Genomic DNA, 14775 nt, shown 5'->3' on the forward strand with positions numbered 1-14775 from the left:
GGATTCCCCCTTATTCCCCGTATACGTGTGTCAGAGTCGATTCTGGTGTAGGATACGGCGCGTTTTCCGCATATTCCGTCGCCTCATCCACTTCCAGCTGTACGCGAGCGAGCATATCTGCTTCCGTATTTTCATCCAGCAAGCCAATCTCTCTCAGATACGCAGCAAAGACAATCAACGGATCCTTTTTCTTCGCTTCCTCTACTTCTTCACGCGTACGGTATACACGGTCGTCGTCATCGCTGGAGTGCGGAACCAGACGATACATGACCGCTTCGATCAGCGTTGGCCCTTCGCCGCGACGCGCACGTTCTACCGCTTCTTTCGTTACGCGGTAGACTTCGATCGGGTCATTTCCATCTACACTGATTCCAGGGAAGCCGTAACCGATTGCGCGGTCTGCTACACTTTCACATGCCAGCTGCTTTTTCAGCGGAACAGAGATCGCGTATTTGTTATTTTCACAGAAAAAGATCACCGGCAGCTTGTGAACGCCTGCGAAGTTCGCCCCTTCGTGGAAATCCCCCTGGTTGCTGGAGCCTTCCCCGAACGATGCGTACACGACGAAGTCTTTTTGCTGCATTCTACCTGCCAGCGCCATGCCTACTGCATGAGGTACCTGTGTCGTAACAGGGCTGGAGCCAGACAGGATGTTGTATTTTTTCCCGCCAAAATGTCCAGGCATTTGGCGACCGCCGCTGTTCGGATCCTCTACTTTCGCGAATGCAGACAGCATGCAATCGCGAGCTGTTTGCCCGAATACCAGGACCAATCCCAGGTCACGATAATACGGACACAAGTAATCCTTGCCGGTTTCCATGGCAAAAGCCGCACCGACCTGTGCAGCCTCCTGACCTTGGCAGGAAATGACAAACGGTACTTTTCCCGCTCGATTCAACAGCCATTGGCGCTCGTCAATTTTACGAGCCAACAGCATGTAATAGTACATGTCAAGGACTTGTGCGTCCGTCAAACCTACTTGTTCATGTCGCTTCGTAGTCATCGCCTTTTGCCCTCCTCGCTAATTGTGAATTGCTTTTCCTTCTACTGCCAAAGCAGCTTCCATAAAGGCTTCAGACAGCGTCGGATGCGGATGGATGGTCGTGCCGATTTCCCACGGGGTCGCATCCAGTACGCGAGCGAGACCCGCTTCCGAAATCATGTCCGTCACATGCGGACCGATCATGTGCACACCAAGCAGATCATTTGTTTTGGCATCCACGACAACCTTGACAAAGCCATCGTTTTCTCCATAAATGATTGCTTTCCCCAGCGGCTTGAAGCTGAATTTGCCCACTTTTACCTCAAAGCCTTTTTCCTTCGCTTCTTTTTCCGTCAAGCCGACGTTTGCTACTTCCGGGCGGCTGTACGTACATTTCGGTACTTTTGTATAGTCCATGGGATGAGGATTTTGACCAGCCATATGCTCAACTGCCAAAATGCCTTCATGGGATGCTACGTGAGCCAGTTGGAGCCCGCCGATCACGTCGCCAATGGCATAAATATGCGATTCCGCCGTTTGAAAATGCTCGTTGACAACGACAGCGCCACGCTCGACCTTGATCTCTGTCGCTTCCAGTCCCAAATTTTCTACATTTGCCTGGCGACCCACGGAAACGAGGATTTTTTGTGCTTCAAAGGATTGCACGCCTCCAGCTGTTTCCGCTTGGATCATGACGCGCCCTTCTCCCTTTTCCAGAGATTCAGGCAAAACCTTGGCAGAGGTCACGATGTTTACTTTGCGCTTTTTCAGCAGACGTGCCATTTCCTTGCTGACTTCCTCATCTTCCAGAGGCAGAATGCGATCGGCATACTCAACCACGGTGACCGCTACTCCGAAATCGTTCAGCATAGATGCCCACTCGATCCCGATCACTCCGCCGCCTACGATAACAACGGATTCTGGCAGCTGCTCCCACTGCAGGGCTTCATCACTTGTTACTACATAGGACCCGTCGATAACCAGTCCTGGCAACGTACGAGGACGTGAGCCTGTCGCAAGCAGCAAGAAGCGAGGAACGATCATCTCCTGATCCCCATTCTCCTTTTCGATCCGAACAGCACCCGCTTGAGGGGAAAAGATCGACGGTCCCATTACCCGTCCAAAGCCTTCAAAAATAGTGATGCTGCCTTTTTTCATCAAATATTGAATGCCTTTGTGCAGCTGCTCGATGATTCCTTGCTTACGATCCTGAATCTTGGAAAAATCGTAGCCGACTTCACCGGCAATTACCCCGAATTTATCGCTTTCTTTGAGGGTGGCGTATACTTCTGCACTGCGCAAAAGCGCTTTGGAGGGGATACACCCACGGTGCAGGCAGGTTCCGCCGAGCTTTTCCTTTTCGACGATCGCTACTTTCATCCCGAGCTGGGAGGCGCGAATCGCTGCCACGTACCCTCCCGTTCCACCGCCCAAAACAACCAGATCAAACTCCTGAGACATAATCTGAACTCTCCTTTCGTAGGGAAAAACCGCTATCGAAAAAACCGCCTCTGGCTCCTTACATTACCAGTGGGGTCACCCACGTTTTCGGCGTTTATGAATATTCAAAGAACAAAGCATATGTACCCCCTGACCGCATGATGGGCAACGGTCAGGGGAAAGGGGATCATCGTGTTACTTAGCGATGATAAACAGTCTTGCCGTTTTGCAGAAAAGTATTACGCGATTTTGCTACGCTGGCGATTCGTTCTTCGGCCATACGGTCAGCAGCCTGGTAAGAAGCCATGCCATCGCGCTCAGCGATTTCGAATACTTTCAAGATGTTGTCGTAGATGGTCTCTACTTTTTTCAGGGCGCGCTCGCGGTTGTAGCCTTGCAGCTCATCCGCCACGTTGATTACGCCACCTGCGTTAATCACGTAGTCTGGTGCATAGAAGAGGCCCATTTCGTGGATCTGGTCACCGTGGCGTTCTTCCTTCAGCTGGTTGTTAGCCGCGCCTGCTATTACTTTCGCTTTCAAGAGAGGAATCGTATCGTCATTGATGATCGCTCCCAGTGCGCAAGGAGAGAAGATGTCGCATTCAACACCAAAGATTTCGTTCACGCCCACAGCTTTGGCTCCAAAATCGTTTACGGCACGATTTACGTTTTCTTCGTTGATATCCGTTACGATCAGGTGCGCGCCTTCTTCGTGCAGGTGACGGCAAAGGTTGTACGCTACGTTTCCTACCCCTTGAACCGCTACTACGCGTCCGGACAAATCGTCTGTTCCATAAGCCAGCTTAGCCGCTGCCTTCATACCTCGATACACACCGTAAGCTGTCACCGGAGATGGATTACCGCTGGAACCAAACGCCGGAGATACCCCTGTGACGTAATCGGTTTCCAAATGGATCATGTCCATGTCGGCAACCGTGGTTCCTACATCCTCGGCTGTAATGTAACGTCCGTTCAAGCCTTGAATGTAGCGGCCAAACGAACGGAAAAGTTCTTCACTTTTGTGCTGGCGCGGATCGCCGATGATAACAGCCTTACCTCCACCGATGTTCAGACCGGCTGCAGCGTTTTTGTATGTCATACCGCGTCCCAGGCGCAACACGTCAATGATTGCCTCTTCTTCCGTTTTGTACGGCCACATCCGTGTTCCGCCGAGTGCCGGACCCAGTGTCGTATCATGAATGCAAATAATGGCTTTCAAACCGGAATTTTCGTCCTGACAGAATACCAATTGCTCGTAGTCGTACTTTTGCATGTAGTCAAAGATGTTCAATGAAGAAACCTCCCTAGTATCGATCGTTGTCATCATAGTAGCTCTTGGCTGAAATACATGGGATCCGTTTGGATTACTTCCCGTCGAGATGTTAATGCAAAAGTCGTGCCAACTCATTCTGCGTTTTGAAAGCGCTTTATTTGCCTGTGTAGGCGTAGGCTTCCGGCTTGCCTAGTGTGCAGTTTCTTGCACGATCATGCAGTTTTTTGCATGCATTTTCTTGCACGGACGTCTCACTTACTTTGATCGATCATTCCCATATTCTCTAGCTTCTCCAACTTGTAGTAAAGACTGCGAATGGAAATGTCCAAACGTTTTGCTGTCAGCGTCCTGTTTCCGCCGGCCGCTTTCAGCTCTCGCAAAATATGCTCGCGCTCTGCTTCTTCCATCGCTTCCTTCAGCGTTTTTCCAGTCGCCTGCAAGCTTGGTCTTGGTTCCTCGCTGCGAGAGACAGCCCTTCGCTCCAAAGGGGGCAAATGCTCTGGCAGGATCATGCGCTCGTTGATTCGCATATGGATCATCGCTCGTCCCAGCACATTTTCTAGCTCGCGCACGTTTCCTGGCCAATGATAGGTAAGCAGCAGCTGCAAGGCTCGCTCGTCGATTTCTTCTACATTGCGACCGTACTCCAGGTTGTACTTGCGTAAAAGGTGCATGGCTAACGGCTTGATGTCCTCCAGTCGCTGCCGCAGTGGCGGTATCTGAATCGGAACGACGTGGAGTCGGTAGTACAGGTCCTCGCGAAACTTTCCGACCGAAATCGCGGACTCGAGATTGACGTGGGTAGCGGTAATGACCCGGACATCGATCGGGACCGGCTTCGTCCCCCCGACACGTACGACCTCCCGTTCCTGTAAGACGCGCAAAAGCATGACTTGCATGTTCATGGACAGCTCGCCGATTTCATCCAGAAAAATAGTCCCGCCGCTCGCTTCTTCAAAAAGTCCACGCTTTCCGCCTCTGCGCGCACCTGTAAAGGCACCTTCTTCATAGCCAAACAGCTCGCTTTCCAGGAGACTCTCGGAAATAGCAGCGCAATTGACACGAATGAACTGTTTATACTTGCGTTCACTTCCGTTATGAATGGCATGGGCAAAAAGCTCTTTCCCCGTACCCGATTCTCCTCGAAGCAAGACCGTGGCAGGTGTAAGAGCAGCTTTCTGTGCTTGCTCGATGGCCAATCGCATGGTCTCGCTGTAGCCGATAATGTCTGCAAAGCTATATTTTGCTTCCAACGTACGAATAATGCGGCGTGCTTTTTCCAGTTCTTCCGTCAGACGCTTGAACTCAGACACGTCGTGAACGACACCGACACTGCCTTTCAGCTCTCCATCTACCATCACGGGAGCCACATTCACCACGACATCCTTGCGCTTTGGACCAATTTTCATCGGTACACCGCGTACTGCCTTTTTCGTTTTCAGGACCTGCATATGCATGCTTTCCCCTTCGGAAATATCGACAGTGGCCGGCTTTCCGATGATGTCATCCTGTGTCAAACCCGTAAGTCTGGTGTAAGCTGGGTTGATCAGTAGACCGTTCCCGTTTTTATCCACGACGGAGATGGCCTCATCCGATGAGTCGATGATTGCCTGAAGCATGCTTTGCAGCTCTTTCAAATCTGTTACTTCCTCCGCAAGAGCCATGATCTCCGTAATGTCGCGAAAGATCGCTACGGCTCCGACTACTTCTCCCCGTTCATTCCGGACTGGCACGCGATTGGTAATGATTCGCGTCTGATTGGGCAAAATCTGTTCCTGATTCAATTCGGGTGAGCCCGTCTCTAATACGATATGTAACCGGGTGTTCGGTATACGCTCTGTCACCCCGGTGCCCAGCACTTTGCTGGCTTCAATCCCCATCAGTCTTTCGGCTGCCTTGTTGAACAAGGTAATGACACCCTGTCGATTTACACCAATAATCGCATCGTGTGTGGAGTCGAGCATCGTTTCCCGCTCACGCTCATTCTGCATCATGGCGTTAATCAGCTTGTCTCTCTCCCGGATGAGCTTCATCACGATTCGGGTAAACGTGCCGGGGATCAGTACGGTCTTTTCCTGCTTGAGATGACGCAAGTGCTTGTATTCGCCTAGATCGCCTGTCGCTTCCAAGATCACGTCCAAATCAGCATCCAAATACGGACGGTAGTCAATATCGGTCGGAATGCCAAAAGAACGCGCCAGCGCGAGACCCGGGGCGTCTGGTCGATGGTCGACAACAGCTACGATTTCAATGCGATCCATTTGATTCAGCATGCGCAAAAGTGCGCTTCCGCCCCGTCCGGCACCAACGATGAGCAGCTTGTGCATGTGTGCCCCCTCACTTTTCGCAATCGTACTCGTTACCATTGTACTCCAATGGTTCGGTGAAGGACAGGCGTAGTTGTCTAGCGTGCGCTCGTTCACTGCACGCCGCTTATGGACAAGCAAGACCTCATTCGATATGATGAGTGGGAAGAGAAGGAAAGGTGTGAAACACCCTTGGTCGTACAGAAGATGATCGCACTTCTGATCATGGTGATTCCTGCTGCCATAGCGATGTACGGAATCAAGCTGATTCGGGATGCGTTCTTTTACTCCATCTCCCCCGAGGTAAGCTTCTTGTGGGGAAAGCTGATTGCAGGTATTTTATGCTTTGTCATCCCCGTTTTGTTTATCGCAGGCTTTATCCTGCACCACGAGCGCAAGAAAAATCGTGTGCAGCCGCGCTTCATGATACCGGAGCCAGACGAAGACGAGTAGACCAGGCTATGGACAGCCTGGTTCTTCTGTTTTTTAAGGCTCTGCTGATCTCCCCCATCGATCAATCCGTGTGAGCCAGCTGCTGCTCTCGATGAGCTTCGATATCGAAAAGAACTCCGCCACTATATGTACGCCGACAAACAGCAGGAAAATCATAAGCTGAACGATCAGTGGAGTCCCGGCGGCAAACGCAAATCCGACAACAAAGCCAAGCGTATTGGAACCGGTGTCGCCGAGCATGACGCGTGCCCCTGCATCGTGACGGAAAAGCATGCAAGTCGCAGCCAGCATGGGCAGCTGCCAGATGCCATGCTTGAAAAAGCTTAGCAGGTCACTCGTCCAGTAACAAAGCGAGATCGCCACCGCCTCCAGCAGCCAAAAGACTTTGATCGCCCTGGCCGGCCGCAAGTCAAACAGATTGAGGACATTTGCAGCGCTGGCTAGCAAGCAGGCGGTTAGCAGGCCCGACCACAAGTTTGCGGGTCCAAGGGCCAAGGCCAAAACAATGGCGGTACTCCCTGCGCCCCATACTTTCCACAAACCGCTCGTCATACGTCTCTCGCGCCAGAGCGTACCGAAGTGGCCCCGAAATCCTTTTGCCTGCTTGTCCACGGAGCAGTCATCCTGCCAGCCCCAGAAAGCAATGGCCAGCATTCCCGCTCCCATTAACGCCCCTTCTTTCCAGACCCCCGACTCCTTCGAGCCGATCCCGATTACCACCAGCATTCCGAGCAGGACAGCAGCCGTGGAGATGACGAGCATGACACCCCCAGCAGTCACCACTTCCACTCCCTGGTAGTTCACCCGGTGCATGCCCCGCTTACGAAATCTTTTACGTACGGTCACGAGAAGCCGTCGGTGGATTCCAACAGGGAGCAGCAACCCGATTGCCGCTGCTATCAGCCATTCCGTGCCCATGCATGTCCCTCCCACCATTTTCGACAAAGGGTCCGGCTGATCGCGATAAACTCTTTTCCACGATGACAAAAGCCAGCCATGTCATTGCCGGTCTCCCGATGGGAAAACCGTACGGGTACTTCCATCACCCGATAGCCCGCCCGCAGAGCATCCACTGTCAAACCAACCTCTACGCCAAATCCTTTGTCCAGTTTTCCTAGCTGATCCAAAACTTCTTTGCGCACGGCTCTTTGTCCTGATAAAGGGGCTAGCGTCTCGAAACCAGTAAGCATGCGAATGCCGTGATGAGCCAATCCTTTCGCCAGGCCCATTCCCCCCTTTGTTTTTGGTGGCGGGAGAACAGCTACAGCCATGTCACAAGCATCTTCTTGGACCGGTAAAAGCAAGTGCGCGGCTTCAGCGGCACTTTCGCGCAGGTCCCCATCCAGAAATAGGACAACCTCTCCTTTTGCATGCTGCCAGCCCGTCTGCAAGGCGGCGCCCTTTCCACGATTTCCGGGAAGCTGGATGACCAGATCAGCCCATTTTTTTGCCAGCTCTCCGGTCCCGTCCTTGCTGCCATCATCAACGACGATCAGCTCATCGCAAAAAAAGCGCTCGCGAATGGCTCGAAGCGTGGCTCCGATCGCGTCCGCTTCGTTGTATGCGGGAATGACGACACTAACTTTTTTCACGTTCCACCCTCATCTCCGTCAGCAATTTTTGGACTTTCTCCAGCAATGCCCACTGCTTGGCAGGAGAATCAGGTACTTGCTCGAGCTGCAGCCAATGTCGGGGTCCTGGCAAGCTTTCCAGCCACGAGGGTTCCTCATGGGCAAACACCAGGAGCAGGCCATCAGAGAGAGCGCGACCTTCCGCATATGGCAGAACATCCACACCAACAGTTCGCAGCAGCCGTTTGATCGGCTCCAGCTTCAGCTCAGGCTCGTGCCAAACGAATACCTTGCTCCCGGAAAGATCAGACGAATAGCGCATCGCCATCAAATGAATGACTTCCTCATTGCTTCGCTCTACCTCACTGAGCAGTTGGTTCATTTGCTGTTTCAGTTCATTGTTGCTTTTGAGCGCCCGATCGTATTTGGCCTCCATTTTCGCCAGCACTTCTTGTTCCCCCACCGCGAACCAGGCATGACCAGCCGTTCCTCCTAAAAGGATTCCTACCCCCAGCGCAAAAAAGACGGCCGTGAGAGATAGCAAATGATATCGAAAGTGTATCAATGAATTGCCTCCTAAAAAGCCCAAGTCCGCCATTGCGTCCACAGCATTTGCGCAACGTGCCTGGCAACTGGATTGATCATGAGCGCGGCGGTAATGGGCGTCAGCATCGCAGCGATACACCATCCCCACAGCTTCCACGACCAGCGTGGCTGATAGAGCTGATTGACACCCTTGGCATCGATCAGCTTCGTTCCAATTTTCGTGCGTACGAGCAAGGTGCTTGCCATCCCCTTGCGCCCTTTCTCGAGAAAATCGATCATGTTGGTATGCGTACCGATCGTTACGATCAGCTCTGCGTTATTTTCATAAGCCAATAGCATGGCGACGTCTTCACTCGTGCCAGGTGCAGGCAGCAAGTGATAGTCCAGTCCAAGGTCGCTGACCCTCCACCTACCCGGTGCCCTTCCGTCTGAGAAGGCATGAACCACGATCTCGGCGCCGCACATCAGCGCTTTGTCAGAGATGCTGTCCATATCTCCTACAATCAGATCAGGGATGTATCCGGCCTGGATTAATGCGTCTGCGCCGCCGTCCACTCCGATTAGAATCGGTCGGTATTCTCGGATGTACGCGTGAAGTGTTTGCAGATCTTCACGGTAGTGCTTGCCGCGAACTACCACCACTACATGCCGATTCTCCATTCGGGTACGTAAATCCAGCTGGCACAAAGGTTTGAGGAACAGGTCCTTTTCCCGACTGGCATATTGGAGTGTATTGTCAATAAATAAGGAAAGCGTTTCATCCAGTGTGACGTTTGCCTCCGTCCACTTCGCTTGGATATGCTCGGTGGTGACCATTTGGAGCGGAATGATCGTCTCCACGCCTTGTGTCGTAGAGAAGCGCAGCTGGCTGTTCGTCAGGGAAGCCTGGCAGCCATTCAGTTGATCAATCATTGAGGGGTTATCGTAATTGGCGGGGATTTCATAGAGCCGTACACCTGCTGCCAGTAGCCGGCGAGCACCCTCTGCCGGGTATTGCCCTGTCATATAAGGAGACAAATTGATAACTGTCTGCACTCCGGTGTCCAATAAAGAACCGGCCGCCATCTCATCTACGTCTGCATGATCAATGAGTGCAATATGTTCGGAGCCCAGTCGTTTGCACAGCTGCTTTGTCTTGCGATCTGCCAGGACGACTGCCTCGCTCGAAAAGGAACCAGGCTTTTTTCGCTTGATCACCTGCTCCACCTCCGAACCTAGTATGCTAAAAATTCCCTCTGCTCATGCGTAAACGTTTGATATTTATAGACGCGAAAAAGAGGCTGCGCAAAGGTGCACAGCCTCTCCTCAATCATGTTTGAAGTTATTACGCGCCTTTAGTTGCGTAATAAATAATCAGACCGTCGGCAAAAAGGAAGACGAGCAAAGAAACAACCCCGAAGCCGATCGCAAACTTGTTTTTCGCTTTGAGAGAGCTAACACAGCCCCAAGCGATGAAAATCGTGAAGATAAACATGAGGAAATCAAACAAAACCACTTTCATAAGTACGACAACTCCTTTACCAAGATGACGCGAACCGGAATACAATGGCAATTTCATTATAAAGCTTCATCAATAATGAGACAAGCATATCCAAATTTGTGACAAACGATTTCACAATTAGAGAATGATTTCTTGTCTATTATGCCTTATTTCTTTATGCCTATCCATATCGTCCAGTGATCTTGCTCCTCTATGCTGGTCTCATGCGCTACTTTTTCTCCGATATAGGTGACCAGTATTTGCAGCTCTTCATCTGAGAGCTCATGCAGGATCGAGCGCCCCGTCCGCGCAAGCAGATCCTGTTCCAGCTCCTCCCATCGCTCATACCTTCTTCTGACTTCCCAAAGAGAAGTGGCCGCAACCTGCTCAAAACCGTTTTTTTGCAGCGCTTCACGCACTGCCTGATCTTCCGGTCGCCGTTTGGCCTCTTTTGCCAGCAGCTGCGGAAACTTTTCTAGGAAATAGCCACGAAAATGGGTAGGAGATGCTGGCATGAGAACATCCGTCATGGTCCTGTCCTGGATGATACACAGGCCTCCCGGCGCGAGCAAGCGATACGCTTCCTCCATAAAGGGATCGAGCTCAGGTAGATGGTGAATCAACGCCCGGGCAAAGACGATATCCATACTTCCGCTATCCAGCCCTGTCGCGTGAGCTGCCCTGCGAATCAATTTTATGTGGGGGTCCTGATGGCAATTCTCCCACGCTGCTTTCAACATCACCTCGGAGAAGTCGGCACCAATCACTAAAGCAGATCCCATCTCCACCCACGCTTTGCTATAGATCCCCCCTCCGCAGCCGATATCGATTACACGTTTGCCTTCCGGTGGAACAATCGCTTTCATCGCCTGTCTCCAGGATTCATCGGCGGTCCGACCTATGTATGAGCTTTGATTTTCTTCCGCATGAAAATCCATCCCCATCTCATTTCCCCTCCATAAACTCCAATCGGTTTCCGAACGGATCTTCCGTAAAGAATCGGATCACCCCTGGAATTTCGTCATCGACTCGTATCGGATTGCCGCCTTCTTGCAAATGCGCCATCAAACGCTCGATATTCCCGACCAATAATGCAGGATGGGCTTTTTTTGCCGGCTGAAAGGCTGCTTCTACTCCAATGTGAATCATCTGAGGACCACACTGAAACCATACCCCGCCGCGAACTTTCAGCTTCTCGGGTTTGGGCACCTCTGTCATTCCCAGCAGGTCCCCAAAGAAACGGCGAGCTTCCTCTTCACAGCCAACCGGTGCCGCTAATTGAACGTGATCAAAACCCATCCATGCAAACTCGTTTCCCATCTCTACAAATCTCCTCTCTCTTTGCGGCAGAGCACCATCCACTCTTCGATCTGATGCGTTCGTACGCGGCCGTCCTCCACCAGCATTTCCAAATAGGCTTTTTGTTTATCGCTCGCCTGAAGCAGCGCATTCTCTATAGCTTCTTCCTGTTCTTTGGATTCCGCAGTCCTGGTTACCCACTGCTTGAAATCTTTTCTCTTGACCCGATGCCTTTGCATTTTTCCGACCAATCCATACTGGGTGAACAAATCGATCCACTCTTTCACAGCCAAGCACCGTACATGACTCGGGTCACGCAATTTTTCGATATGATTGAAAAACGCTGCGAGGTCAGGATCATCCGAAACGACGTTGTCGATCAAAAGGAAGCTTCCCCCTGGACGCAATACTCGGCTTACCTCGCGGACAAACGCTTCCGGGTCCGGGAAGTGATGCGCAGCGATCCGGCAAGTGACTGCATCAAAGGACTCATCCAAAAACGGAAGAGCTTCCGCATCGGCCTGCACGTATTGAATGGGGCCAGCACCTGCTTCGATATTGGCCCGTCTCGCAGCCTCCAGCATCATTCTCGTCAAATCAGTTGCCACAACAAGCTCCGTATGGACAGACAGCTTTCTCGCCACATGACCGCCACCCGTTGCAATATCGAGAACGATCCAGTCCGTTTTCGGCTGCAGCCAGTCTACCAAGAGGTCTAGATCGTCACCTTTTGCATGGCTTTCGCTTTCAACATATTTTTCGGCGTTTCTTCCAAATTGAGCTTGAACGGCCTTTTTCACATCATCCTTATTGATCATGAAGAACACCTCCTGCCACTATCTTATTCCAAAAAACTCCTACTTTGTTATAGAATATTGATAACTAGATATCGACAAATTCGCTAAGGAGTGAAAGACGAGATGGACAAGGAGAGTTTAGAGATATTTTTGACCATCGCCCGGCATGGGTCGATCAATCGTGCAGCACAAGCCCTGTTCCTCGCCCAATCGACGGTCACCCATCGGCTCAAGCAGTTGGAACGCCAAATTTCTACTGCGCTATTCGTGCGGACTGCTTCCGGCGTATCCCTGACAGCAGAAGGGCGTCGTTTGCTGCCCATCGCCGCCAGTATTGTGGAGCAAATGAGAGCCTTTACCGAGCAAAAAGAACAGCGCCAATCTATGACGATCGTCGCAGGCAAAGCTTTTGTGGCCTTCGAGCTCCCCCGTCTCATCGGGCAGTATCGAGCGGCAAATCCCCAATTTACCTGTTACGTGCGCTCCACTTTATACGAGGAATCGCTCAGTGCCTTGCTGACCGGAACAGCCGATATCGCGTTTCTTGGGAGCGAGATGTATCACCCACATATTTACCAGGAGTTCTTGCCAAGTGACCGAATTTTGCTCGTCACTTCGCCTACCCACCCTTGGGCAAACGGGTTTCCCGGCTTTCCTGAATGGGGAACCGAAGAAATGATCCTCTTTGGCAATCATACAGCCCCTTACCGTCAAAGAATCGACCGGTTTCTTGCTCAGCACGGTGTTTTCCCGAATGCGATTATGGAGCTGGACAGCTTCAGTGCCGTCAAAAAAATGGTGGAGCAGTCTCTTGGCATCACGATGCTGCCAGAAAGAACGATCCAAGAAGAGCTCTGCTCAGGATCGCTGGTCGCGCATGATATCGCGGAGGGTGAGCTCGTACGCCCTACCCTCATCGCCTATTTACACCCAAAAAAAGAGGACGAAGCTTTTCAGCAATTCGTCCAGTGGATGAAAGACAATTATTAACGTAGTGTGATGACGGTCACTTCCGGTCTGCAAAATAAGCGAATGGGCAATATCGTCGTTCCGAGCCCTCTTGAGGTATAGACCTGCAGCGAAGTGTCTTTTACCTTGTACAGCCCTTGTACGTATTTTTGGGACAGCTTGGGGGTCAATATGGCTCCAATCAACGGGAGCCTAACTTGTCCCCCGTGGCTGTGCCCCGATAGCTGCAATCCGACCGGATAAGCTGCCGTCTCATCCGCAAAATCCGGCTCATGCGCCAGCAGGATCACGGCCTCGTCTGTAGGAATATCCCCAAGCGCTCTCGCCAAATCAGGTACCCCAAACAGGACATCGTCCACGCCTGCCATATGCAGAGAGCTGCCTTGCCTATCCACGCGTACGTGCCGGTTGTCCAAGACCTCAAAGCCTGCACTGCTTAGCGTATCGCGAATGACCTGCTGCTGTCTGGCACGGTAGTCATGATTGCCTAGCACCGCATACTTACCCAGCGGGGCCTCCAGCTGTCCGAGAATCGGCAGCACAGCGGAAAGATACCGTGTGCTCTCGTCCACCAGATCACCTGTAAAGCAGATCATGTCAGGTTTTTTGCTCATGATGAGGTCCACGACATGCTGGACGTCTTTTGGCTCACTGAAGTGCCCCAAGTGCAGGTCACTGAAATGCACGAGCTTCGTCCCGCGAAACGCATCTGGCAGCTTCGGCAGCGTGATCGTTACCTCTGTTGTTTCAATCCAATGCCGCTCCCAGCCGTAGCTGTACACCCCTGCCGCCACACCTAGACCGACCAGTCGGCCTGCCCAATGCATCAGCTTTTGCAGAAAGGTTTTGCGCGTGATCGTAGAAATCTTGGGATCACTCATCACCTAAATCTTGTCGTACCCGTTCACGACGACATCAAGTCTTCCTGTCACCGGATCGATCAGGAGACCGTGTACCGCAACGCTCTCTGGCAACAGTGGATGGTTCTTGATCGTTTCCACGCTGTTCTTCACGCTCTCGTTCACATTTTCAAATCCACGCAGCCATTGATTGAGATTGATTCCCGCGTGCTGCAATGTCGAGAAGGTCTGGGCAGATACGCCTTTATCCATCATTTTTTCCATGGTACGGCTACTGTCAATCACGCTCATCCCGCAGTCGTAGTGGCCGACAACCATGACTTCCGCAGCATTCAGCTCATAAATCGCAACCAAAATACTGCGCATGATACTTCCAAAAGGGTGAGAGACAATCGCCCCCGCACTTTTTACGTGCTTGATGTCTCCATTTCGCATGTTCATGGCTTTCGGAAGCAGCTCTTCCAGACGTGTGTCCATGCAAGACAAGACAACCAATCGCTTGTCCGGAAATTTGGTGGTTTGATATTTTTCATATTCTTTGTTTTCTACAAATTGACGGTTGAATTCGAGGATCTCATCTAGGTTACGCATTACTTGTACACCCGCCTCATTCAGTATAGTTTCTATTCTATTTTACATGGTTATCCAGATGGTTCAACTGTTTGCTGCACATTTGGGGACTGGTCTAAACTCATGCATGCCAGGAAAAAGGATTCGGGAATACCTCCAAAAGGGTAAAATGAAGGGCTAGGACCTTACTGGTTAAAGCACTAGTTTCTGCAATCTCTGACACTTTTAT

At 51.5% G+C, this 14775-nt stretch carries 16 protein-coding genes; 2 read left to right on the forward strand and 14 right to left on the reverse strand.

The features are described from left to right. Window positions 1–10: 10 nt before the first annotated feature. The 4 genes from EDM55_RS17275 to EDM55_RS17290 all read right to left on the reverse strand — a co-directional run bounded on the left by EDM55_RS17275 (window position 11) and on the right by EDM55_RS17290 (window position 6022). On the reverse strand, window positions 11–1003 hold the full coding sequence (locus tag EDM55_RS17275) for a thiamine pyrophosphate-dependent dehydrogenase E1 component subunit alpha (RefSeq protein ID WP_092268161.1): 993 nt from the start codon (window positions 1001–1003) through the stop codon (window positions 11–13). A gap of 18 nt (window positions 1004–1021) precedes the next feature. Further along, window positions 1022–2443, reverse strand: coding sequence for a dihydrolipoyl dehydrogenase (gene lpdA / locus EDM55_RS17280; protein WP_092268160.1), 1422 nt, complete (start codon window positions 2441–2443; stop codon window positions 1022–1024). A 178-nt stretch (window positions 2444–2621) separates the two neighbouring features. Next, on the reverse strand, window positions 2622–3713 hold the full coding sequence (locus EDM55_RS17285) for a Glu/Leu/Phe/Val dehydrogenase dimerization domain-containing protein (RefSeq protein ID WP_122960893.1): 1092 nt from the start codon (window positions 3711–3713) through the stop codon (window positions 2622–2624). 233 nt (window positions 3714–3946) lie between these two features. Then, on the reverse strand, window positions 3947–6022 hold the full coding sequence (locus EDM55_RS17290) for a sigma 54-interacting transcriptional regulator (RefSeq protein ID WP_122960894.1): 2076 nt from the start codon (window positions 6020–6022) through the stop codon (window positions 3947–3949). A 171-nt stretch (window positions 6023–6193) separates the two neighbouring features. On the opposite strand from EDM55_RS17290, the gene EDM55_RS17295 reads away from it, so the two are divergent. Beyond that, on the forward strand, window positions 6194–6454 hold the full coding sequence (locus EDM55_RS17295) for a DUF2627 domain-containing protein (RefSeq protein WP_092268157.1): 261 nt from the start codon (window positions 6194–6196) through the stop codon (window positions 6452–6454). A 33-nt stretch (window positions 6455–6487) separates the two neighbouring features. Here EDM55_RS17295 and EDM55_RS17300 read toward each other — a convergent pair whose 3' ends face one another. From EDM55_RS17300 to EDM55_RS17335, 8 genes are all read right to left on the reverse strand, one after another. Next, window positions 6488–7372, reverse strand: a complete 885-nt coding sequence (locus EDM55_RS17300; protein WP_122960895.1) for a UDP-N-acetylmuramyl pentapeptide phosphotransferase — start codon at window positions 7370–7372, stop codon at window positions 6488–6490. Continuing rightward, window positions 7354–8046: a glycosyltransferase family 2 protein gene (locus EDM55_RS17305; RefSeq protein WP_092268155.1), complete on the reverse strand. Its 693-nt coding sequence runs from the start codon at window positions 8044–8046 to the stop codon at window positions 7354–7356. The genes EDM55_RS17300 and EDM55_RS17305 overlap by 19 nt, the downstream gene beginning before the upstream one ends. After that, window positions 8033–8590 (reverse strand): copper transporter, encoded by a 558-nt coding sequence (locus EDM55_RS17310; RefSeq protein ID WP_092268154.1) that lies wholly within the window; start codon window positions 8588–8590, stop codon window positions 8033–8035. The genes EDM55_RS17305 and EDM55_RS17310 overlap by 14 nt, the downstream gene beginning before the upstream one ends. Before the next feature lie 11 nt (window positions 8591–8601). Then, window positions 8602–9768 carry a putative cytokinetic ring protein SteA gene (gene steA / locus EDM55_RS17315; RefSeq protein ID WP_092268153.1) on the reverse strand — a complete coding sequence of 389 codons (1167 nt, stop codon included), beginning with the start codon at window positions 9766–9768 and terminating at the stop codon, window positions 8602–8604. A gap of 127 nt (window positions 9769–9895) precedes the next feature. Then, window positions 9896–10072, reverse strand: a complete 177-nt coding sequence (locus tag EDM55_RS17320) for a DUF2759 family protein (RefSeq protein ID WP_092268152.1) — start codon at window positions 10070–10072, stop codon at window positions 9896–9898. Window positions 10073–10218: 146 nt separating this feature from the next. Continuing rightward, a complete protein-coding gene (locus tag EDM55_RS17325) occupies window positions 10219–10995 on the reverse strand; it encodes a class I SAM-dependent methyltransferase (RefSeq protein WP_122960896.1) in 777 nt (258 codons plus the stop codon). Window position 10996: 1 nt separating this feature from the next. Next, window positions 10997–11371, reverse strand: a complete 375-nt coding sequence (locus tag EDM55_RS17330; protein WP_122960897.1) for a VOC family protein — start codon at window positions 11369–11371, stop codon at window positions 10997–10999. A gap of 2 nt (window positions 11372–11373) precedes the next feature. Then, entirely contained in the window at window positions 11374–12165 is a 792-nt protein-coding gene (locus tag EDM55_RS17335) for a class I SAM-dependent methyltransferase (protein ID WP_170184317.1), read from the reverse strand. Window positions 12166–12270: 105 nt separating this feature from the next. Between EDM55_RS17335 and EDM55_RS17340 the strand changes: the two genes are divergently transcribed. After that, the gene (locus EDM55_RS17340) at window positions 12271–13137 is read left to right on the forward strand and encodes a LysR family transcriptional regulator (protein ID WP_092268148.1); all 867 of its coding nucleotides are present in this window, start codon (window positions 12271–12273) and stop codon (window positions 13135–13137) included. Here the strand turns inward: EDM55_RS17340 and EDM55_RS17345 are convergent. Next, window positions 13134–13997 (reverse strand): metallophosphoesterase, encoded by an 864-nt coding sequence (locus EDM55_RS17345; RefSeq protein ID WP_122960899.1) that lies wholly within the window; start codon window positions 13995–13997, stop codon window positions 13134–13136. The two genes, EDM55_RS17340 and EDM55_RS17345, sit on opposite strands and share 4 nt — an antisense overlap. Before the next feature lie 3 nt (window positions 13998–14000). Continuing rightward, on the reverse strand, window positions 14001–14567 hold the full coding sequence (locus EDM55_RS17350) for a beta-class carbonic anhydrase (RefSeq protein ID WP_122960900.1): 567 nt from the start codon (window positions 14565–14567) through the stop codon (window positions 14001–14003). Window positions 14568–14775: the final 208 nt, after the last annotated feature.

Source organism: Brevibacillus centrosporus, from assembly GCF_003710815.1.
GTDB lineage: Bacteria > Bacillota > Bacilli > Brevibacillales > Brevibacillaceae > Brevibacillus > Brevibacillus centrosporus.

Coding starts and splice junctions, on each gene's coding strand:
- EDM55_RS17275 (WP_092268161.1), bottom strand. CDS start 1,003: ATGACTACGAAGCGACATGAACAAGTAGGTTTGACGGACGCACAAGTC.
- EDM55_RS17290 (WP_122960894.1), bottom strand. CDS start 6,022: ATGCACAAGCTGCTCATCGTTGGTGCCGGACGGGGCGGAAGCGCACTT.
- lpdA (WP_092268160.1), bottom strand. CDS start 2,443: ATGTCTCAGGAGTTTGATCTGGTTGTTTTGGGCGGTGGAACGGGAGGG.
- EDM55_RS17350 (WP_122960900.1), bottom strand. CDS start 14,567: ATGCGTAACCTAGATGAGATCCTCGAATTCAACCGTCAATTTGTAGAA.
- EDM55_RS17340 (WP_092268148.1), top strand. CDS start 12,271: ATGGACAAGGAGAGTTTAGAGATATTTTTGACCATCGCCCGGCATGGG.
- EDM55_RS17330 (WP_122960897.1), bottom strand. CDS start 11,371: ATGGGAAACGAGTTTGCATGGATGGGTTTTGATCACGTTCAATTAGCG.
- EDM55_RS17325 (WP_122960896.1), bottom strand. CDS start 10,995: ATGGGGATGGATTTTCATGCGGAAGAAAATCAAAGCTCATACATAGGT.
- EDM55_RS17320 (WP_092268152.1), bottom strand. CDS start 10,072: ATGAAAGTGGTTTTGTTTGATTTCCTCATGTTTATCTTCACGATTTTC.
- EDM55_RS17345 (WP_122960899.1), bottom strand. CDS start 13,997: ATGAGTGATCCCAAGATTTCTACGATCACGCGCAAAACCTTTCTGCAA.
- EDM55_RS17300 (WP_122960895.1), bottom strand. CDS start 7,372: ATGGGCACGGAATGGCTGATAGCAGCGGCAATCGGGTTGCTGCTCCCT.